General features: G+C 71.1%; 17 protein-coding genes. 5 read left to right on the plus strand and 12 right to left on the minus strand.

Translation table 11 applies throughout. The features are described 5' to 3' along the window. Nucleotides 1–10: 10 nt before the first annotated feature. From KHF85_RS12805 to KHF85_RS12845, 9 genes are all read right to left on the minus strand, one after another. Nucleotides 11–1,804 (minus strand): DUF885 domain-containing protein, encoded by a 1,794-nt coding sequence (locus tag KHF85_RS12805; RefSeq protein ID WP_409976704.1) that lies wholly within the window; start codon nt 1,802–1,804, stop codon nt 11–13. 38 nt (nt 1,805–1,842) lie between these two features. Next, nucleotides 1,843–3,672 carry a DUF885 domain-containing protein gene (locus KHF85_RS12810; protein ID WP_284566957.1) on the minus strand — a complete coding sequence of 610 codons (1,830 nt, stop codon included), beginning with the start codon at nt 3,670–3,672 and terminating at the stop codon, nt 1,843–1,845. Between the two features lie 64 nt (nt 3,673–3,736). Further along, the gene (locus KHF85_RS12815; RefSeq protein ID WP_284566958.1) at nt 3,737–4,948 is read right to left on the minus strand and encodes a M24 family metallopeptidase; all 1,212 of its coding nucleotides are present in this window, start codon (nt 4,946–4,948) and stop codon (nt 3,737–3,739) included. After that, nucleotides 4,945–6,537, minus strand: a complete 1,593-nt coding sequence (locus KHF85_RS12820) for an aldehyde dehydrogenase family protein (protein ID WP_284566959.1) — start codon at nt 6,535–6,537, stop codon at nt 4,945–4,947. The genes KHF85_RS12815 and KHF85_RS12820 overlap by 4 nt, the downstream gene beginning before the upstream one ends. Nucleotide 6,538: 1 nt before the next feature. After that, the gene (locus KHF85_RS12825) at nt 6,539–7,444 is read right to left on the minus strand and encodes a dihydrodipicolinate synthase family protein (RefSeq protein ID WP_003475399.1); all 906 of its coding nucleotides are present in this window, start codon (nt 7,442–7,444) and stop codon (nt 6,539–6,541) included. Nucleotides 7,445–7,448: 4 nt separating this feature from the next. Beyond that, a complete protein-coding gene (locus KHF85_RS12830; protein WP_284566960.1) occupies nt 7,449–8,789 on the minus strand; it encodes an NAD(P)/FAD-dependent oxidoreductase in 1,341 nt (446 codons plus the stop codon). After that, entirely contained in the window at nt 8,782–9,018 is a 237-nt protein-coding gene (locus KHF85_RS12835; protein ID WP_284569553.1) for a (2Fe-2S)-binding protein, read from the minus strand. Before KHF85_RS12835 ends, KHF85_RS12830 begins: the two co-directional genes overlap by 8 nt. 8 nt (nt 9,019–9,026) lie before the next feature. Beyond that, nucleotides 9,027–10,127, minus strand: a complete 1,101-nt coding sequence (locus KHF85_RS12840) for an NAD(P)/FAD-dependent oxidoreductase (protein ID WP_284566961.1) — start codon at nt 10,125–10,127, stop codon at nt 9,027–9,029. After that, a complete protein-coding gene (locus tag KHF85_RS12845; RefSeq protein ID WP_284566962.1) occupies nt 10,124–11,065 on the minus strand; it encodes a 4-hydroxyproline epimerase in 942 nt (313 codons plus the stop codon). The genes KHF85_RS12840 and KHF85_RS12845 overlap by 4 nt, the downstream gene beginning before the upstream one ends. A gap of 177 nt (nt 11,066–11,242) precedes the next feature. Here KHF85_RS12845 and KHF85_RS12850 point away from each other — a divergent pair, with 177 nt between their 5' ends. From KHF85_RS12850 to KHF85_RS12865, 4 genes are all read left to right on the plus strand, one after another. Then, nucleotides 11,243–11,950: an AraC family transcriptional regulator gene (locus KHF85_RS12850; protein WP_284566963.1), complete on the plus strand. Its 708-nt coding sequence runs from the start codon at nt 11,243–11,245 to the stop codon at nt 11,948–11,950. 208 nt (nt 11,951–12,158) lie between these two features. Beyond that, nucleotides 12,159–13,475, plus strand: a complete 1,317-nt coding sequence (gene ftsY / locus KHF85_RS12855; RefSeq protein WP_284566964.1) for a signal recognition particle-docking protein FtsY — start codon at nt 12,159–12,161, stop codon at nt 13,473–13,475. Between the two features lie 222 nt (nt 13,476–13,697). After that, entirely contained in the window at nt 13,698–14,759 is a 1,062-nt protein-coding gene (mutY, locus tag KHF85_RS12860) for an A/G-specific adenine glycosylase (protein ID WP_284566965.1), read from the plus strand. 32 nt (nt 14,760–14,791) lie between these two features. Next, complete coding sequence (locus KHF85_RS12865) at nt 14,792–15,070, plus strand: oxidative damage protection protein (RefSeq protein WP_053834411.1); 279 nt, start codon at nt 14,792–14,794, stop codon at nt 15,068–15,070. Nucleotides 15,071–15,203: 133 nt separating this feature from the next. Here KHF85_RS12865 and KHF85_RS12870 read toward each other — a convergent pair whose 3' ends face one another. The 3 genes from KHF85_RS12870 to KHF85_RS12880 all read right to left on the minus strand — a co-directional run bounded on the left by KHF85_RS12870 (nt 15,204) and on the right by KHF85_RS12880 (nt 18,685). After that, a complete protein-coding gene (locus KHF85_RS12870) occupies nt 15,204–15,665 on the minus strand; it encodes a DUF6491 family protein (protein WP_284566966.1) in 462 nt (153 codons plus the stop codon). Nucleotides 15,666–15,783: 118 nt separating this feature from the next. Beyond that, nucleotides 15,784–16,695 carry a M48 family metallopeptidase gene (locus KHF85_RS12875; protein WP_284566967.1) on the minus strand — a complete coding sequence of 304 codons (912 nt, stop codon included), beginning with the start codon at nt 16,693–16,695 and terminating at the stop codon, nt 15,784–15,786. Between the two features lie 82 nt (nt 16,696–16,777). Then, nucleotides 16,778–18,685, minus strand: coding sequence for a formylglycine-generating enzyme family protein (locus tag KHF85_RS12880; RefSeq protein ID WP_284566968.1), 1,908 nt, complete (start codon nt 18,683–18,685; stop codon nt 16,778–16,780). A 103-nt stretch (nt 18,686–18,788) separates the two neighbouring features. Between KHF85_RS12880 and rnd the strand changes: the two genes are divergently transcribed. Then, the gene (rnd, locus tag KHF85_RS12885) at nt 18,789–19,874 is read left to right on the plus strand and encodes a ribonuclease D (RefSeq protein ID WP_284566969.1); all 1,086 of its coding nucleotides are present in this window, start codon (nt 18,789–18,791) and stop codon (nt 19,872–19,874) included. Nucleotides 19,875–20,444: the final 570 nt, after the last annotated feature.

Consider the following 20,444-nt stretch of genomic DNA (forward strand, 5'->3'; position numbering starts at 1 on the left):
GACGCGTTCGTCATGGCGCCATCGGTGTGTCCGTGGCGGCGCCCCACGGCGACTTCCCGCCCTCTGCAATGAAACGATCGATGCGCTGCTCCAGCACCGGCAGCGGCACCGAGCCGGTTTCCAGGATCGCGTCGTGGAAGGCGCGGATGTCGAATTTCTCGCCCAGGGCGGCCTCGGCCTTGCGTCGCAACGCGATGATCTTCAGTTCGCCCAGGTAGTAGGACAGCGCCTGCCCCGGCCAGGCGATGTAGCGGTCGACTTCGGTGGTGACCTCATGCTGGCTCAGCGCGGTGTTGTCGCGCAGGTACGCCTGCGCCTGCTCGCGGGTCCAGCCGTAGTGGTGGATGCCGGTGTCGATCACCAGCCGGCATGCGCGCCACATCTGGTAGGTCAGGTAGCCGAAGCGGTCGTACGGCGTGTCGTACAGGCCCATCTCCTGCCCCAGGTACTCCGAATACACCGCCCAGCCTTCGCCGTAGGCGGAGATGAAGGTGTAGCGGCGGAAGTCCGGCAGGTTGTCCTGCTCGGCCGCCAGCGGCATCTGCAGCGCGTGGCCGGGCGAGGACTCGTGCAGGGTCAGCGCGGTCAGGTTGTATAGCGGGCGCGACGGCAGGTCGTAGGTGTTGACCAGGTAGATGCCAGGGCCGCCGCGGCCGCCGGTGTAGAACGGCGCCAGTTCCGCCGGCACCGGTTCGATCGCGAAGCGGCGCCGCGGCAGGCGGCCGATGTAGTCGCCGACCTTGGCGTCCACCCGCTTGGCGATCCAGGCCGCGTCCTTCAGCAGTTCCTGCGGGGTCTTGGCGTAGAACCGCGGATCGGTGCGCAGGTAATTCAGGAACGCGGGGAAGGTCTGCTGCCCGGCCGGCGTCTTGAAGCCGCTGTCGACGATGGTCTGGTCCATCTCCTTGCGCAGGCGCGCCACTTCTTTAACGCCGACCTCGTGGATCTGTTCCGGGGTCATGTCCAGCGTGGTGTATTCGCGGATCTGCGCACGGTAGTAGGCGGCGCCGTCGGGTACCGACTCGATGGCCAGCGCCGGGCGCGTCTTGGGCAGGTATTCCTCGCGCATGAAGCGCAGCAGCTTGGCGTAGGCGGGCGCCACCTGCTTGGCGATGGCCGCTTGCGCCTGCGCACGCAGCTGCGCCTGCACCGCGGCGGGAATCGTCGCCGGCATCTGCTTGAAGGGGGCGTAGAACAGGTTGTCCTCGCCCTGCGCCTGCGCCACTTCGGCGATCGACTCGGTGCGGCCGTCGAGGGTGACCTTCGGCTGCGCGAAACCGCGCGCCAGGCCGGCGCGCATGTTGGCGATCTGCTCGTCGAAGTAGCGCGGAATGTCGGCCAGCTGGCCGAGGTAGCGCTGGTAGTCCTGGCGGCTGTGCAGGGTGCTGCGCGCGGTGAAGCCCAGGTCGCTCCAGAACGCGCTGTCGCTGTTGAACGGCATCTCCCAGGCGCGGAAATGCTGCTGGTCGAGCAGCACCTGCAACTGCTGGCGGTAGACCTGGTAGTTCACCTGGTCCTGCGCCGACAGCTGCGCCGGGGCGATCGCCTCCAGTTCGCGCAGCGCCTGCTGCCAGTACGCGGTGCGCTGGTCCTGGGTGGCCGGATCCACCTTCGGCAAATGGTCGGCGGCCTGGCCCTGGCTGTCTTCGTCGTCGGCGCCGGCGGACTGCTGCTGGCGCCATGTCCACTCGCGCAGGTACAGCGCCTTGAAGCGTGCGGCGGCGTCGCTGCCGGCCGCTGCGGCCGCCGGTCGCGCGGGTTCGGCGGCAGTGGCCACGCCCTGCCCTGCCAGCGCGCACAGCATGGCCAGCAGCAGCGGCGCACGGCGTCGGGAGGTCGGGCTCATTGCGGTTTCTCCGGAGTGGCGGATGCGCCGGCCTTGGCCTGCGCGATCCAGGCGTCGATGCGGGCGTCGAGCAGATCCAGCGGCAGCGCACCGCCGCCGAGGATCTGGTCGTGGAAGGCGCGGATGTCGAAGCGTGCGCCGAGTGCGCGCTTGGCCTTCTCGCGCAGCGCCAGGATGTCCAGCTCGCCGAGCTTGTAGCCCAGCGCCTGGCCCGGCCACACGATGTAGCGGTCGGTCTCGGCCTGGATGCTGGGCTCGTCGTCGGACGGATGCGCGTGGAAGAACGCGATCATCTGCTGCCGGGTCCAGCGCTTGTAGTGCACGCCGGTGTCCAGCACCAGGCGGTTGGCGCGCAGCAGTTCGCCGGACAGGCGGCCGTAGTCGCTGTACGGGTCCTTGTAGAACCCCACGTCCTTGCCCAGCCGCTCGGCATACAGCGCCCAGCCTTCGACGTAGGCGTTGTAGCTGGATTGCTGGCGGAACGGCGGCAACGGCAGGCTCTGCGCGAGCGAGATCTGCAGGTGATGGCCGGGCACGCCCTCGTGATACGCGGTGGCCTCGATGTTGACCAGGGTACGCTGCGCGTAGTCGCTGGTGTTGACCATCACCAGCGCCGGCTTGCTGCCCTGCGCATCGCTCTGCCAGTACTCGGCGCCCGGCGCGGTGCTGCGGAACTCGGCCATCGCACGCACTTCCAGCGGCGTCTTCGGCAAGTGGCCGAACAGCTTGGGCAGTTGCGGCTGCATCTGCGCGATGTCGTCGCGGTAGCGCTGCAGGATCTGCTCGCGCGAGCTGGCGAAGAACTTGCGGTCGCGCGCCACCGCCTTGCGCAGCGCGGCCAGGTCGGCATAGCCGAGCTGGCTGGCGATGGCGCTCATCTCGCCCTCGATGCGCGCCACTTCGGCCAGGCCGATCTGGTGGATCTGCTCGGGCGATTTGTCGGTGGTGGTCTGGGTATGGATCGCATAGCGGTAGCGGCGCTCGCCATCGGGCAGCGACCACAGCCCTTCCTGCGCGCGGCCCTGCGGCGCGTATTCGTCGGCGACGAAATCGGCCAGCCTGGCGTAGGCCGGACGCACCTGCTGGTCGATCGCCGCGAGCATGGCCGCGCGCAGGCGCGTGCGCTCGGCCGCCGGCACCGTGTCGGGAAAATTCTTCAGCGGCAGCGCGAACGGGCTATCGGCGCCGGCCGGCGCGGCGATCGCGCGCACCTGCGCCGGGATCCGCTCGAGCAGGTATTTCGGCTGCACCAGCCCGTCCTTGGCGCCGGCCCGCGAAAGTGCTACCACCTGGTCGAGCAAGGCCGGGATTGCCTGCAGGCGCTTGATGTAGTCCTCGTAGTCCTTGACGCTGGCGAACGGGAACGCCTGCGCATAACCCGGCAACGCAAGCTGGATGCCGCCGACCGGCTCCAGCGGCATCTCGTCGTTCTTCAGCGCGATCGCTTCCAGCCGGTCGCGCAACTGGCGCAGCATCATCTGCAGGCTCAGCTGGTCCTGCGCCGACAGCGCCTTGCCGTCGATCGCCTCGAAACGCGTCAGGAAATCCGCGGTGGCCTGCCGCTCGGCCTGCAGCGCCGCCGGCGAATAATCGCTCCAGCGGTCGTTGTAGCGCGTGTCGCCGATGATGCTGGCGAACTCCGGATGGTGTTCGAGCTGGTACTGCCACTGCGCGTCGAGCAAGGCGGCGAAGGCCTGGCCCGGCTGCTGTGCCGGTGCGCCCGCCGCGGCCGCCGGCTGCGGCGACGCGGGCGGCGTGGCCGGCTGGCAGGCGGCCAGCAATGCCGCAGCCAGCGCGCAGGGGACGAACAGGCGGGCGAATCTCATCGACGGACTCCGGTAAGCGAATGGAACCTCTGCGGCGGCGCCGCGCCGGCGGCCGCCGCGCGCATCAGGCGAACGGCCGGTCGATCGCCGGCGACGGCGGCGTGAACCACTGCGCGCCGTGTTCGGTAACGTAGAAATGGTCTTCCAGGCGCACGCCGAACTCGCCCGGCACCACGATCATCGGCTCGTTGCTGCAGCACATGCCCGGCGCCAGCGGCAAGGCATTGCCGCGCACCAGGTACGGCGCCTCGTGGATGCTCATGCCGCAGCCGTGGCCGGTGCGGTGCGGCAATCCCGGCAGCCGATAGTCCGGGCCCAGGCCCGCCGCCTGCAGCACCTCGCGCGCGGCCTGGTCCACCGCCGCGCAACTCACGCCCGGACGCACCGCGGCGAACGCGGCCGCCTGCGCGTCGTGCTCCAGCTGCCAGATGCGCCGCTGCTTCTCGCTCGGTTCGCCGAAGATGTAGGTGCGGGTGATGTCGGAGTGGTAGCCGTGCACGGTGCAGCCGGTATCGATCAGCACCAGTTCGCCCGCACGCAAGGCCTGTACGCCGGGAATGCCGTGCGGGTAGGCGGTGGCATGGCCGAACTGCACGATGCAGAAGGTGGAGCCGTTGTCGGCGCCGAGCGCGCGATGCGCCTGGTCGATGAAGCGCACCAGCTCGGCGGTGGTGATGCCGTCGTGGATCAGGCCGGCGGCCAGCCGCTGCACCTGCAGGGTCATGTCGCAGGCCTGCTGCATCAACGCCAGTTCCGCCGCCGACTTGCGCATGCGGCAGCCATCCACGATCGGCGTCGCGTCGCGGATCGCGACCCGGCCCAGCACCGCGCTGAGCCCGCTGTGCACGGCGAAAGCGATGCCAGGATCCAGCGCCAGCGCCTGCGCGCCGAGTTCGCTCAGCGCCTCGGCGACCAGCCCGTGCGGGTCCTCGTGTTCTTCCCACAGCCGCTTGCGCACCGGAATGCGCAGCACCGCGTCCAGCGAGCCTTCCTCGAACGCCGGGCAGATCAGCAGCGGATCGCCTTCGGCGGTCAGCAGCATCGCCACCAGGCGCTCGCTGGCGCCCCACGCCACGCCGGTGAAATAGCGCAGCGAGGCGCCGGCGCCGATCAGCAGCGCATCGGCGCCCTGCGCGCGCAGCAACTCGCGCGCCCGTGCCAGCCGCTGCTGGTATTCCTGCGGCTGGATCGGCGGCGCCGGCGTCGGCCACGGCGCCAGCTGCGCATGCGCCATGGCCAGGCTCAGCCCGCCGATCTGCTGCGCGGTTGCGCTCATGCAGTGCGCTCCACGTCGGCACTGCTCCACTGGCCGTCGATCAGCCGTTGCACGCCGCCGGGATTGCGGTCGCGCAGCAGTTCCGGCAGCAGCGCATCGGGCAGCCCGTCGTAGCTGTGCAACGCGGCGAAACGGCGGATCGCGGCCGGCATGCCGACCGCGGTGAACCCCGGATGGCCGGTGCTCGGGTACGGCCCGCCGTGGTTCATCGCCGCGCTGACCGCCACGCCGGTCGGCATCTTGTTGCAGATCAGGCGTCCGACCCGCGGCCGCAGCGCAGCGGCCAGCGCGGCGAATAGTACGTCGTCGCTGCCGTCGGCGGCACGGTACACGGTGCCGGTGAGGTTGCCCTCCAGGCTGTGCGCCAGCGCGGTCATCTGCGCCAGGCCGGCGGCGCGCACCACCAGGCTGACCGGGCCGAACGCCTCGGTCTGCAGCGCCTCGGGCTGTTGCAGGAAGGCCTGCGCCGACACCGCCAGCAGGGTCGGCGCATGTCGGTAGCCCGGCGCCGGCGCGGCTTCGCCGCCGGCCAGCACGCTGGCGCCGGCATTGCGCAGCGTGAGCACGCCGCGCTGCAGGTGCTCGAGCACGCCGCGCGAGAACAGCAGGCTCGGCGCAGCGGCGGCGAAGTGCGCGCTGGCCGCGGCGACGAACGCATCGCCGGCCTCGCCCTCGGGCACCACCACGATGCCCGGATTGGTGCAGAACTGGCCGCTGCCCATCGTGCACGAGGCGAAGAATTCCTGTGCCAGCGCCGCACCGCGTTCGGCCAGCACGCCCGGCAGCAAAAACACCGGATTGACGCTGGACAGCTCGACGTAGGCCGGCACCCCGGAACGGTCGGCCGCGGCCTTCAGCGCCAGTCCGCCGGCACGGCTACCGGTGAAACCGACCGCGCCCAGCCGCGGATCGCCGGCCAGTTCCAGGCCCAGCGTGTTGTCGAAGTGGTACAGCAACTGCACCGCCGCGGCCGGCAGGCCGTTGTCCAGCAGCGCCTGGTGCGCGAGCTGGGCCAGGCGCTGGCTGGTGGCCGGATGCGACGGATGCGCCTTGGCGATGACCGGATTGCGCGCGGCGATGGCCGAGGCGAAATCGCTGCCGGCCACCGCATTGAACGCGAACGGGAAATTGTTCGGGCCGAACACCAGCACCGGCTTGTGCAGCGGCCCCAGCTGCGCGCGCAGGCCGGCTGCGGTATCGATCACCGGCTGCGTCCAGCTATGGCTGCGCACCGCCTGCGCGGCCTGGCGCAGCTGGCCGCTGGCGCGCGGCAACTCCACCTTGGCCAGGCGCGGTTCGACCGGCAAGCCGGTCTCGGCATGCGCCAGTGCGACCAACTGCTCCACGTCGGCATCGATCGCCGCGGCGTAGCTGTCGAGGAAGCCGGCGATGCGCTCGGGCGCGGCCGCGGCCAGCGCGTCGGCGACCAGCACCGCCGCGCTCAACGCCGCTTCCAGGTCGGCGGCGCCGCTGACCGGGAACTCCGGGCCGAACGCGTTGCCGTCGCGCGGATCTTCGGCGCGGAAGCTGCCGCGCGCTTCAAGCGAGGGCTGCCAACGGCCGGCAAGCAACAGCGGCTGCATGCTCATCTCAGAGCCCGGGGTGGGTGGCGATGGCGTGGTCGATCACCTTCAGCGCCGCTTCGCGCTCGGCGCCGTCGACGACCAGGCGCGGTGCGCGCACGCGCTCGCTGCCCAGGCCGACCTTCTCCTGCACCAGCTTGATCAACTGCACGAACTTGGGCACGGTGTCCAGCCGCAGCAGCGGCAGGAACCAGTCGTACAGCGCCTTGGCCGCCGGGTAGCCGCCGTCGCGGGCCAGCTCGAACAGCTTCACCGACTCCTTCGGATACGCATTGACCAGGCCGGCGATCCAGCCCTGGGCGCCCATGCTGATGCCTTCGACGATCGCATCGTCCATGCCCACCAGCAGCACCAGGCGGTCGTTGAGCAGCTCGCCCAGCGCGGCGAAACGGCGCACGTCGCCGGAGGATTCCTTGACCGCTTGCAGGTTCGGGAATTCGGCGGCCAGCTCGGCGATCTGCGCCGGGCTGAAATCGGTCTTGTAGGCGACCGGGTTGTTGTACAGGATCACCGGCAGGTCGGTGGCGGCGATGACCGCACGCGCATGCGCGCCCATCTCGCGCCAGTCGGTGGAGTACACGTACGGCGGCAGCACCATGATGCCGCCGCAACCGACCTGCTTAGCCGCCTGCGCCAGGCGCACGGCCTCGTCGGTGGACAGCGCGGCGATGCCCGGCACCACCGGGATGCGGCCGTCCAGCGCCTGCACCAGGGTCTTCAGGATCGCGACCTTGTCGTCGAAGCTGAGCGTGGCGGCCTCGCCGAGCGAGCCCAGCGGCACGATCGCGGTGCAGCCGGCGTCGACCATGACCTGCGCATGCTTGGCAAGGAACGCGTGGTCGATGCTGCCGTCGGCGTTGAACGGAGTGGTGATGGCCGGCAGCACGCCGTACCAGAAAGAAGCCTTGCTCATGGGATTACACCTTGTCGAGGGTTGTGAGTGGAGGTTCGGGAAGCAGTGGATCGGGAAGCGATCGGGCGAGCGCGTCCAGGCGCACCGGGAACAGCGGCGGCCGGCGGCCGTCGTCGGAAAAATCGTCGTGCCGCGGCGCCAGGCCCAGCTCGGTCAGCGCGCTGCCGCAGATGCGGCCCTGGCAGGCGCCCATGCCGCAGCGCGACACCAGCTTGGCGTCGCGCAGGTCGGCATGGCCGCGCAAGGCCGACAGCGGCACGTCTTCGCAGCGGCACACCAGCGTATCCGCTGCGGCCAGCGCGTGGATGCGCGGGTCCAGCGCGAACTGGCGCTGCAGCAGCGCGGCGAACGCGCGTGCGCGCCGCCGCTGCGGCTGCAAGGCCTGCGCCGCGGCGCCCTGACCGGCCGCCAGATGCCCGGCGATGGCGCCTTCGACGCGCGCGCAATCGCGGCCACCGATGCCCAGCGCCTCGCCGGCGGCGTACACGCCGGCGACGCTGGTCTGCAAGTACGCGTCCACCGCCACGCACGGATGCGCCCCGCTGCGCGCCAGCCGGCAGCCGAGCAGTTGCGCCAGCTCCACGTTCGGCACCAGTCCATAGCCGACCGCCAGCTGCTCGCAGTCGATGCGGCGGCGGCCCCGCGGGCCGTCGATCTGCACCGATTGCAGCTGGCCGTCGCCATGCGCCGACAGCACCACGCTGCCGCTGTGATAGGCGACGCCGGCCAACTGCGCGCGCACGCTCAGCGCCTGCAGCGCCTTGTCCGGCCAGCGCCACGGCAGTTGCGCGGCGAAGCCGGCCAGGTTGCGCAGCGAGGCCTGTTCGACGATGCCCAGCACCTGCGCGCCGTGGCGGCGCAGCGTCGCCGCGCTGGCCAGCAGCAGCGGACCGCTGCCGGCCACCAACACGCGCTTGCCGGCCAGCGGCCAGCCCTGCTTGGCCAGCGCCTGCGCGCCGCCGGCGCCGGTGACGCCGGGCAGGGTCCAGCCGGGGAACGGCAGCAGCAATTCGCGCGCGCCGGTGGCCAGCACCAGCGCGTCGTAACCGATCCAGCGCGCGCCCTGCGGGCCATCGGCCAGCAGTTGCCGGTCCTGCGCCATCAGCAACTGGGTCTGCGCCAGAAATTCGATCTTGCTCGCCGCCAGCTGCGCCAGCACGCGCGCAGCCAGCTTCGGCGGCGCATGGGCCACGTCGTGACGCCAGATCTGGCCGCCGGCACGCGCCTGCAGATCGACCAGAGCCACGCGCCGGCCATGCCCGGCCGCGGCCAGCGCCGCCGCCAGTCCGGCCGGACCGGCACCGGCCACGACCACGTCGTAGTGCAGCGCGCGCGGCTCAGCCATCGGTCCACACCTGCATGCCGGCGCGTACCGGGGTGATGCAGGCGCGCAACTGGCCGACGCCGTCGATGCGCACCCGGCATTCGCTGCACACGCCCATGCCGCACAGCGGCGCGCGCGGCTGGCCGCTGCGCGAGCGGCGGAAATGCACCGCCACCTGCGCCACCGCCGCGGCCACGCTGCTACCGTCCAGCACCTCGACGGTCTGCCCATTGACGTGCAGGCGCAGCATCGGCGCGCTCACGACAGCGCCCGTGCCGGCGCGAACGGCGCCGGATCCAGCGTAGGGGTGCGCTGCAGCAGCAGATCCAGCAGCAAGCGCGCGCTGCCCAGCGCGGTGGTCACGCCCAAGCCTTCGTGGCCGGCCGCGACCCAGACGCCGTCGCGCTCCGGCACCGCGCCCAGGTAGGGACGGCCGTCGGGCGTGGCCGGACGCAGCCCGGTCCAGACCCGGATCGCCTGCAGCTGGCGCAACGCCGGCAGGAACCCGAACGCGCGCTCGAGCATGCGCTGCAGCATCGGCATCGACACGCTGCGGTCGTTGGCATCGAACTCGCGCGAGGAGCCGATCAGGATTTGCCCGGTCGGCCGCGGCTGCACGTTGAATGCCACGCTGCTGCCGTCGCTGCCGTGCGCGCTATCGGCATAGCCCAGCTCCAGCAATTGGTGGCCGACGAAGCCGGGATAGCGGTCGGTGATGACCAGTTGACCTTTGCGCGCACGCATCGGCAATTCCGGCAGCAACTCCGGCAACGCGCAGCCGGTGGCGACCAGCACCGGCCCGCTCAGCCGGCTGCCGTCGTCCAGCAGCACGCCGCCGCCGGCCAGCGTCAGCGCGCGGTACCCGGCATACAGCTGCGCACCGGCGGCGAGCGCCCGCTCGACCAGGTGCCGCGCCATCCGCGGCGGATACACCACCGCTTCGGCGGCCACCCGCATGCCGCCGGCCAGCCCCGGCACCAGCGCCGGTTCCAGCCGGTACAACGCCTGGGCATCGATCGCCTCGGCGTGCACGCCGGCCGCCGCCAGGCGCTGGATCTTGGCCGGGATCGCCTCCAGCTCATGCGCCTGCCGCGCCACCCACAGCGTGCCGCAGCGGCTGAACTCGGCCGCCGGCAAGTGCGCGAATTCTTCCCACAGGCGCAGCGAATACGCCGACAGCGCCAGTTCCGCGGGATCCTCGTCCATCGCCACCAGATGGCCCATCGCCGCAGCGGTGGAACCGCCGCCAATCGTGCCCGACTCGACGATCGCCACCCGCAACCCGGCCGCCGCGGCCGCATCGGCGCAGGCCGCGCCGACGATGCCGGCGCCGACGACGATCAGGTCGAAGCCGCTCATCCGGCGCCGATGCCCCAGGCGAACGGATCCTGCGCATCGATCAGCAACTGCGCGCGCGCGGTGAGATGCGCCTGCCCGGTGATCCGCGGCAGCACGCCGCGGCTGCCAGGCACGTAGCTGCCTTCGAACAGGCTGCCGAGGATGCCTTCCTGGCGCCATACCTGGCCGGGCGCCAGCTTGCCGTCGGCGGCCAGGCACGCCAGCTTGGCGCTGGTGCCGGTGCCGCACGGCGAGCGGTCGTAGGCCAGGCCCGGGCACAGCACGAAGTTGCGCGCATCGGCGCCGGCGCCAGGCGCCAGGCCGTTGATCTCGATATGGTCGATCTCGCCGCCGTCGGCGCCGCGGATGCCGGCCGCCTCCAGCGCCAGCCGCAGCGCTTCGGTGTACGCGGTCAGCGCGCGCTGGTTGCGCAGCTCCAGCGCGCACGGCGTCTGCTCGGTGATGAAGAACCAGTTGCCGCCCCAGGCCACGTCGCCGCGCACGCGGCCGTAGCCGGGCACCTGCACCTCGATGCCGGCGGCGTGGCGATAGCTTTCCACGTTGTCCACCGAGACCCGGCCGTCGCCGTGCAGTTCCACCCCGACCGTCCCCACCGGGGTCTCGATGCGGTGCTTCCCCGGCGCCAGCCGGCCCAGTTCGGCCAGCGTGCGCACCAGGCCGATGGTGCCGTGGCCGCACATGCCCAGGTAGCCGACGTTGTTGAAGAAGATCACCGCGGCGCAGGCATCGGCCGCGATCGGCGGCAGCAGCAGCGCGCCGACCATGGTGTCCGAGCCGCGCGGCTCGCAAGCGATGGCGCTGCGCCAGCGATCGAAGCGCTCGCGGAACAGATCGCGCCGCTGTGCCAGCGGGCCGGTGCCCAGGTCGGGGAAGCCAGCGACGACGACACGGGTCGGTTCGCCGCCGGTATGCGAGTCGATCACATCGAGTGTATGCATTGGTCCATGCTCACATTCCGGGCCACTGGCGGCTAGCAGCGTTTGTTTGTCATAAATGCGGAAGTTCGCACAACCCGAACGTCCTGGAAGGCCCGACTTAGGCTAGGATCGACAAACAGGGGTGGGCTTGCCGCGGCTTGCCTGCCGCCGCAGCCTACTACCGCCCGGTGAGTGCAGATGGATACTTTGATTTCCGCGCTGGAAATGCAGACGCTGTTCGACGCGTTGCCGGACGTGGTGTTCTTCGTCAAGGACCGCGACGGCCGCTATACCCACGTCAACCTGACCCTGGTGCGGCGTCTTGGCAAGAAATACCGTGCCGACCTGATCGGCAAATCGGCGCTGGAAGTGTTCCCGCTGCCGCTGGGCGGCAGCTACGTGATGCAGGACCGGCGCGTGCTGTGCGGCGAGATGATCGAGAACCAGCTGGAAGTGCACCTGTTCCCGAACCGCACCCCGGGCTGGTGCCTGACCTTCAAGCGCCCGCTGTGCGAGCACGACGAGGTGATCGGCGTGGTCGGCATCTCCCGCGACCTGGGCCAGCCCGACAACCGCCATTCGGCCTACGAACGCATCAGCCGCGCGATGGAGCACATGCAGACCCACTATGGCGACAACCTGCGCGTGCAGACCCTGGCCGACCTGGCGGAACTGTCGGTGGCGCAGCTGGAACGGCACTTCCGCCGCGTGTTCCAGCTGACCCCGCAGCAGTTGCTGACCAAGATGCGCATCGAAGCGGCGATGCGCCTGCTGCATGGCGAGGACAGCATCGCCAGCATCGGCCAGGCCTGCGGCTTCGCCGACCAGAGCGCGTTCGCGCGCCAGTTCAAGGCCACGGTGGGCATGACTCCGCGGGATTATCGGTCGATGAAGGGGAAGCTCTAGTGGAGGCGGGACCGGGGACCGGGGACCCGGGACCCGGAAAAGCAGGCTGCGCGAGGTGAGGCGACACGCGCTCGGCATGGCCTGAGGCGCCTCGTATGCACGACCATCACGCGGAAATGAACTGCCTGTCCTCCCCCCCGGTCCCGGGTCTCCGGTCCCCGGTCCCGCCCAGTGGTAGCATTCCCCGTTTCCGGTACACGCGTTATCCATGGTCAGCCTATTCCGCCGCAACAAGCCACAGGACCACGCTGGCGATAGCCGCGGCGCCCAGCGCTACAGCATCGAGGAACTGGCCGCCGCCTTCCCCAAGCCGGCCGGCGAGGCCGCCACGCCGGCACCAACGCCGGCCGCACTTGCTGCGCCCGCGGCCGAAGCCGCGCCGGCATCGCCGCCGCCGGAGGTAGCCGCGCCCGTCGCCCTGCGCGAGGCGCCCACGGTCGCGTCCGATCCCATCCCCGGCCCGCCACAGGCACCCACGCCGCCGCCCGAGGTGCACGTGCCGGCGCCCGCGGCGACCCCGGCTGCGGCGGCGCCGCTTCCCGATCCGGCCGCGGCCTTCGCCGCCGCGTTCGACGTGCGCGCCGACGCGCTGCCCGCGGCCGCGGCCGGCAAGTCCGGTTGGCGCGAACGCCTGCGCAACAGCACCATCGCACGCAGCTTCGGCGGCCTGTTCTCGCGCAATCCCAAGCTCGACGACGACCTGCTCGACGAGATCGAGACCGCGCTGATCAGCGCCGACGTCGGCGTGCCGGCGACCACCGCGCTGATCGAGAACCTGCGCAAGCGCATGAAGGCGCGCGAATTCGTCGATGCGCAGGCGCTGCTGCGGGCGCTGCGCGCCGACCTGATCGCGATCCTGCAGCCGGTCGCCAAACCGCTGCAGATCGACCGCAGCGCCAAGCCCTTCGTGGTGCTCACGGTCGGCGTCAACGGCGTCGGCAAGACCACCACCATCGGCAAGCTGGCCAAGCGTTTCAAGGACGACGGCCACAGCCTGATGCTGGCCGCCGGCGACACCTTCCGCGCCGCCGCGGTGGCGCAGCTGCAGGCCTGGGGCGATCGCAATGGCGTCACCGTGATCGCACAGGGCCAGAACGCCGACGCCGCCTCGGTCGCGTTCGACGCGCTGCAGGCCGGCAAGGCGCGCGGCACCGAAGTGCTGATCGCCGACACCGCCGGGCGCCTGCACACCCAGACCGGGCTGATGAACGAACTGGGCAAGATCCGCCGCGTGCTCGGCAAGCTCGACCCGGCCGCGCCGCACGAAGTGCTGATGGTCATCGACGGCACCACCGGCCAGAACGCGCTATCGCAACTGCGCCAGTTCCATGCCGCGGTCGGCGTCACCGGGCTGGTGGTGACCAAGCTCGACGGCACCGCCAAGGGCGGCGTGGTGTTCGCACTGGCACGCGAGTTCGGCATCCCGATCCGCTACGCCGGCATCGGCGAGCGCCCGGAAGACCTGCGCGTCTTCGACGCGGAAGCCTTCGTCGACGCCTTGTTGCCGGAAGCGCTGGGCGCCTGACCTTGAGCCCCTCTCCCACCGGGGCGACAGGGTACGGCTTGCGCGCCACTGGCGCGCGTGCTCTGGAGCGTGCGCGCCGCGGGCGCGGGCCGGGGGTTGGGGGTGAGGGTACGGCGCGAAAAGCGTCCCGCTGATTTGGATCCACGAGGCTTCGCTCCGTAGCCTCATCCGCCCCTTCGGGGCACCTTCTCCCGGTGGGAGAAGGAACCACTCGATGCCAGCATGCGCCAGCCCCCAGACAGCTTTCCCTCCCGCCTGCTCGCCTGGTTCGACCGCAGCGGCCGCCACGACCTGCCCTGGCAGCATCCGCGCAGCCCGTATCGCGTGTGGCTGTCGGAAATCATGCTGCAGCAGACCCAGGTCGCGGTGGTGATCCCGTACTTCCTGCGCTTCCTGCAGCACTTCCCGACCCTGCCCGACCTGGCCGCGGCCGACACCGATGCGGTGATGGCGCAATGGGCCGGCCTGGGCTACTACGCCCGCGCGCGCAATCTGCATGCCGCGGCCAAACGCTGCGTGGAGCTGCACGATGGCGAGCTGCCGCGCGACTTCGATGCGCTGCACGCGCTGCCCGGCATCGGCCGCAGCACCGCCGGCGCGATCCTCAGCCAGGCCTGGAACGACCGCTTCCCGATCCTGGACGGCAACGTCAAGCGCGTGCTGACCCGCTACCACGGCATCGCCGGCTATCCCGGCCTGCCGGCAGTGGAGAAGCCGCTGTGGGCGATCGCCGAAGCGCACGTGGCCGCGGTCGCCGACGGGCGCATGGCCGACTACACCCAGGCGCAGATGGATTTCGGCGCCACCCTGTGCACCCGCGCCAACCCGGCCTGCGTGCTGTGTCCGCTGCAGCACGACTGCGTGGCACGCCGCGACGGCCTTGTCGAGGCATTGCCCACACCGAAACCGGGCAAGACCCTGCCCGAACGCGAGGCGCTGGCGCTGCTGCTGGAAAACGCCGCCGGCGAGTTGCTGCTGCAACGGCGCCCGCCGAGCGGCATCTGGGCCTCGCTGTGGACGCTGCCGCAGGCCGAGAGCGAGAGCGAACTGCGCGCCTGGTTCGAACGGCAGACCCGCGGCCGCGACTTCGACGCGGCCGAGCCGATGCCGCCGATCGTGCATACCTTCAGCCACTATCGCCTGCACCTGCAGCCGCTGCGCCTGCGCAAGGTCGCCTTGCGCGACGCGGTACGCGACAATGACGACCTGCGCTGGGTGGCGCGTGCCGACCTGTCCGCACTCGGCCTGCCCGCCCCGATCCGCAAACTGCTCGACGGCCTCTGATCGTCGCCCCCGCCGCGCCACCAGGAACCGCCATGCCCCGCACCGTCTTCTGCCAGTACCAGCAACGCGACGCCGAAGGCCTCGACTACGTGCCGTATCCCGGCGAACTCGGCCAGCGCGTGTTCGCGCAGATCGGCAAGGCCGGCTGGCAGGCATGGCTGGCGCACCAGACCATGCTGATCAACGAGAACCGGCTATCGCCGCGCGATCCCAAGCACCGCGCGTTCCTGGAAGCGGAGCTGGAAAAATTCCTGTTCCAGGGCGGCGCGCCCAAGCCCGAGGGCTACGTAGAACCCGAGCAGGAATCCTGAGCCCAGGCAAGCCAAGCCCCTGTAGGAGCGGCTTCAGCCGCGACAGAACCCATCCGCAAAGCTCGTCGGCCGCAGCCGCTCCTACAAGCTGCGCCCCTATTCGACACCGACCGCAACCCGCCTGACGCCGCCGCTACTGCGCCGGCGCCTGCCGCTGCACCCGCTCCTGCACCTTGGCCTCGCGCAATTCCTGTTCCGAGATACGCAGCGCCTTGATGTCGAGCGGGCGGATGCTCTGGATGCGGCACGGCAGGCGGATCGCGCCCGGGCTGCCGCCGATCACCAGCACGTCGTCGAAACGCGCCGACACCCGGTCGCTGAAATGGGTGATGGCGATCGTCGGCGCGAAGTCCAGATCGGCGCAGCGGCCACTCAGCTCCAGCAGATAGGCCTGGTTCGGCCGGGTCCACACCGCCAGCGCGCTATCGCCGAGCGCGGTCCAGCCGCTGAGCCGGTTGAAGTACTGGAAGTCGCGCACCGGCGCGGCGGCGTGGGCGCGGTACAGCGCCAAGCGCTCGTCGTCGCTGATCCGGTTGCTGGCGCAGCCGGCCAGCAGCGCGGCCAGTCCCAGCGATGACAGCAGCAAGCGTTTCATGGAGGAGTCTCGCGGTGGCGACAGGCGCATGATGCACCCGCGCCATGCGCGCACTCGCAGCCGCACCCAGCCACATTCAGCAACCAGGCAGCTGCCGCGGCGCGTGGCGACGGCACGCTTACCGCTGCGCCGTCTTCGCCGTTTCGCAGAAGCGCTGCCGGTACTCCAGCGCCTTGGGCATCAGCGCCTGCAGGTTCTGGATCCGCGTGCCCGGGTTCGGGTGCGTGGACGAGAACTCCGGCGGCGCCTGGCCGCCGCTGCTGGCGCTCATCCGCTGCCACAGCGGCACCGCCTCGCGCGGATCGAAACACGCCGCCGCGGCCAGCATCAGCCCGACCTCGTCGGCCTGGGTCTCGTGGCTGCGCGCGTACGGCAGCAGGTAGCCGTAGCCCATCGCCGCCATCGCCATCTGCTGCTGTTGCGGGTCCATGCCGCTGGCAGCGCCGGCCATCTGCCCGATCTGGGTCAGCTTCTGCTGCGCCATGCGCTGCGCGCCGTGGCGCAGCAGCGCATGCGCGATCTCATGGCCCATCACCACCGCCATCGCATCGGCGTTCCTGGTCACCGGCAACAGCCCGGTATAGACCGCCATCTTGCCGCCGGGCAGGCAGAACGCATTGGCCTGCTCGGACTCGATCACGTTGACGTCCCAGTCGAAGCCGCGCGCGTAGTGTTTGGCCTGCATGCCGTGCTCGGCGGCCAGCGCGTCCTCGACCACGTCGACCTTGGCGATCAGCCGCTGCGCGATCGCGCGCACCTGCTGCGCCACCTGCGAGTGCGGATCGACCGGGTGTTCCTGCGCCAGAATCTCCTGGTAGGCCTGCAGGCCCAGCGCCTTCTCGTCCTCGACGCCGAGCGAATTGTCGATCAGCACCTTCTGGCCGGTGTAGGGATCCTCGCTGCGGTTGGAGAACCAGTAGAACCCGGCGTACACCGCGAAGCCCAACAGCACCAGCCAGCGCACGCCGCCCAGCGGCCCGCGGCGGCCCCCGCCCTGCTCACCGCCCTGGCGGCCGAACACGTTGCTCATCTCCAATCCCCTTGCTGTCTGGTCGGCGGCGATGGCGCCTGCCTGTGCGCAGCACTGTAGCCGGGCGCGCTACGCGGCCGCGTCAAATTCCGCGCACCAGGCGGAACCCGACCCGGGCGCTGGTGGTATCGGAGTCCTGCATCAGCCGCCAGGCGGCACGGGTCTGCTCCGGCGCGTTGGCCCAGTTGCCGCCGCGCACCACCCGCGAGCGGCAGCCGGGGTTGTACCAAGAGGCGCCGTCGGCCGGCGCGCGGCGGTAGCTGGAATGCCAGCAATCGGCGACCCACTCGCTGAGGTTGCCGCCCATGTCGTGCAGGCCCCAGGCGTTGGCCTTGAAGCTGGCGACCGGCGCCGGCCCCCAGAAGCCGTCGGCATAGCCGACGAAGGCGTTGTTCCAGTGCCGGCCGCCGGGCGAGACGTCGCCGCCGCCGGTAAAGTTGCCGGCGCCGCGCGGCGGGGTGCCGGCGTTGCCCCACGGATAGCGGCCGCGGCCGCCGGCGCGCAGCGCATATTCAAACTCGGCCTCGCTGGGCAGCCGGTAGTGGCGCCCGGTCTGCTGCGACAGCCACGCCGCATAAGCCTCGGCATCGCGCACGCTGACGTGCATCACCGGGCTGTTCGGCGCGGCGCGCGCGCCGTTGTAGCCGGACTGCCAGTCGGTGCCGCTGCGCCGCACGAAGTTGCCGCTGCGCTCGTCGTAGACGATCGAATGCCCGCGCCGCGTGGCCCGCGGCCGCGCGCCGCTGACCTCGACGAAGCGGCGGAACTCGGCCACGGTGACCTCGGTGATCGACATCGCGAAGCCGCGGTCGAAACGCACGTAGTGCAACGGCTGCTCCGCCGGCATCGCGCCCGGCTCGCTGTCGCTGGCGCCCATGCGGAAGCCGCCGTGCGGCACCACGATCATCTGCGGCCCGCGCTCGCCGTTGCTCATGGCGTCGGTGAACACCTGGCCGGGGCGGAAGCTGCCGTAGTGGGTGACCAGGTCGATGCGCTCGCGCAGCATCGCCGCCACCGGATCGCCCGGATCGGCGATGCGCAACACCTCGCCCAGTTTCTCGCGCGCCGCCTTCAATCCGGCCGGCGTGGCCAGGTCGCGCAGGCCGGCATCGCGCAGCGCGGCGATGCGCGCGCTGCGCACGCCTTCCACCCGCGCACGCGCGTCGCGCACGGTGGCGGCGGCGTCGCGGATGCGTGCCGCGCGCGCCAGCCAGCTGCCGGCGGCGGCGAAATCGGACAGCGTCGCAGCCGCCTCGGCGCGCCGGATCAGCGCGCTCTCCACCGCCGCCACGCCCTGCCGCGCGCGCGCATCGTCCGCGTCCAGTTGCAGCGCTTCGCGGAAGTTGGCCAGCGCGCCGTTGCCGTCCTCGCCGAGCCGGCCGGCGCGCAGATCGTCTTCGCCGGCGCGGTCGTAGGCCAGCACCCGCTGCGCGGTCTCCACCCGCTGCTGCAGGCGCCGCACCGCCGGATCGTCGGCATCCAGCGACAGCGCCACCATCGCGATGCGGTCGGCGCGCTCGAGCGCCTGCTCCTGCTGCTCCGATGCGCGCAACAGCTCGTCGCCGCGTTGCAGCAGCCGGCGCCGCGCGGTGCGCAGGCCGTCGCGCGCGACCGGGTCCTGCGGCGCCAGCGCGCGGATCGCCAGATACAGCGGGATCGCCGCTTGCGCGTCCTCGAACAGGCGATCCTCGGCCAGCGCGCGCGCGGCGTCGCGGCGCGCCTGCGCCAGTTGCGTGCGCTCCAGCGCCGGCAGCGGCGGCTGCCAGCGCGCCACCGTCTCGGCGGCATCCTGGCCGCCGATGGTGACGCTGGGTGCCTGCATCGGCTTGCTGACCGCCGTTGCCGCCGCCTGCGCAGGCTTGGCCGGCGCCTGCCTGGCGGGTTGCGCCGGCGGCGCAGGCGCCGGCCCGCTGCAGCCGCACGCCAGCGCGGCCAGCAGGGTCCAGGCGATCACGGTGCCGCTCGTACGCACGCTTCCTCCCAACGACATTGGCCTCCCGATGGCATCCGCGCCACCGCGTCCGTACGGCCGGCGGGCCGACGTTAGGCTATTCTCGCCTGCCTGAGCAAACCCTGCATTCGACGGAAACCACGTGCCCTATTGGATCAAGCAACCCGCCGAGCTGGCCGAACGGCTGGCGCAGCGCCCGGCCAGGATCGGCCTGGATACCGAATTCGTCCGCGAACGCACCTACTGGCCGCAACTGGCCCTGGTGCAGATGGCGGTGGCCGACGAGATCCTGCTGATCGACCCGCTGATCCCCGGCATGCCGCAGGCGCTGGCGCCGTGGCTGTCGGACCCGGCCATCCTCAAGGTCATGCACAGCGCCAGCGAAGACCTGGTCGCGTTCAAGTGCGCCTGCGGCGCGCTGCCGCGGCCGCTGTTCGACACCCAGATCGGCGCCGGCCTGGCCGGCATCGGCGCCGGCATGGGCTACCAAAAGCTGGTCCAGGAAATCACCGGCGTGCACCTGGCCAAGGGCGAGACCCGCTCGGACTGGCTGCGCCGCCCGCTGTCGCCGGCGCAGCTGGACTACGCCGCCGACGACGTGCGCCACCTGTTCGCGATCCACGACGCCTTGCAGGAACGGCTGCAGACGCTGGACCGCAGCGCCTGGCTGCACGAGGACGGCGAACGCCTGCTCGGCACCGTGGAGCACGACGAAGGCGAGCGTTGGCCGCACCTGGGCATGCGTTCGGCGCAGTTCATGGATGCGCCCGCGCAGCAGCGCCTGCTGCGCCTGCTGCGCTGGCGCGACGTGCAGGCGCGGCACAGCGACAAGCCGCGCAGCTGGATCCTGGACAACGAACTGGCCGCCACCCTGGCGCGCTTCCCGCCTTCCGACCGCCAGGCGCTGCAGGCGATGCTGGACAAGCACCCCAAGGCGCCGCGCAAGCTCGGCGACGCGCTGTGGCAGGCGCTGACCACAGCGCTGGCCGACGAAGCGGACGCGCCGCTGGCGCTGGCCGCCAGCGACGACAACAAGGCCGCCCTGAAGCGGCTGCAGGACGCGGTGTCCGCACGCAGCGCCGAACTCGGCCTGGCCGACGGCCTGCTCGCCTCGCGCAAGCACCTGGAGGCGCTGCTGGAAAGCGGCCAATGGCCGCAGCCGCTGGCCGGCTGGCGCCGGCGCGAACTGGAAGCGACGCTACAACCGCTGCTCGGCAGCGCCGGCTAGAGGGATTCGAGGGTATTTGTAGGAGCGGCTTCAGCCGCGACAACTTCCAAAGCCGGAAGGCCCGCCGCCGCGCTCGTCGCGACTGACGTCGCTCCCACAAGGATTCCACCCACACCGCGGAGCGGCGAGGCCTTGTGTGGGAGGGACTTCAGTCCCGACGTATGCAAGTTCGGAACATTCACCACTCCGCTCGTCGCGGCTGAAGCCGCTCCTACAACAGCCTGCGAATAGCCGGCTGGGTGCACTGTAGGAGCGGCTTCAGCCGCGACAACGTCCGAAGCCGGAAGGCCCGCCGCTGCGCTAGTCGCGACTGAAGTCGCTCCCACAAGGATTCCACCCACACCGCGGAGCGGCGAGGCCTTGTGTGGGAGGGACTTCAGTACCGACTGCATGCCAGTTCGGAACATTCACCACTCCGCTCGTCGCGGCTGAAGCCGCTCCTACAACAGCCTGCGAATAGCCGGCTGGGTGCACTGTAGGAGCGGCTTCAGCCGCGACAACGTCCGAAGCCGGAAGGCCCGCCGCTGCGCTCGTCGCGACTGAAGTCGCTCCCACAAGGAGTCCATCGGC

The organism is Xanthomonas graminis pv. graminis (assembly GCF_030168915.1).
Taxonomy (GTDB): domain Bacteria; phylum Pseudomonadota; class Gammaproteobacteria; order Xanthomonadales; family Xanthomonadaceae; genus Xanthomonas_A; species Xanthomonas_A translucens.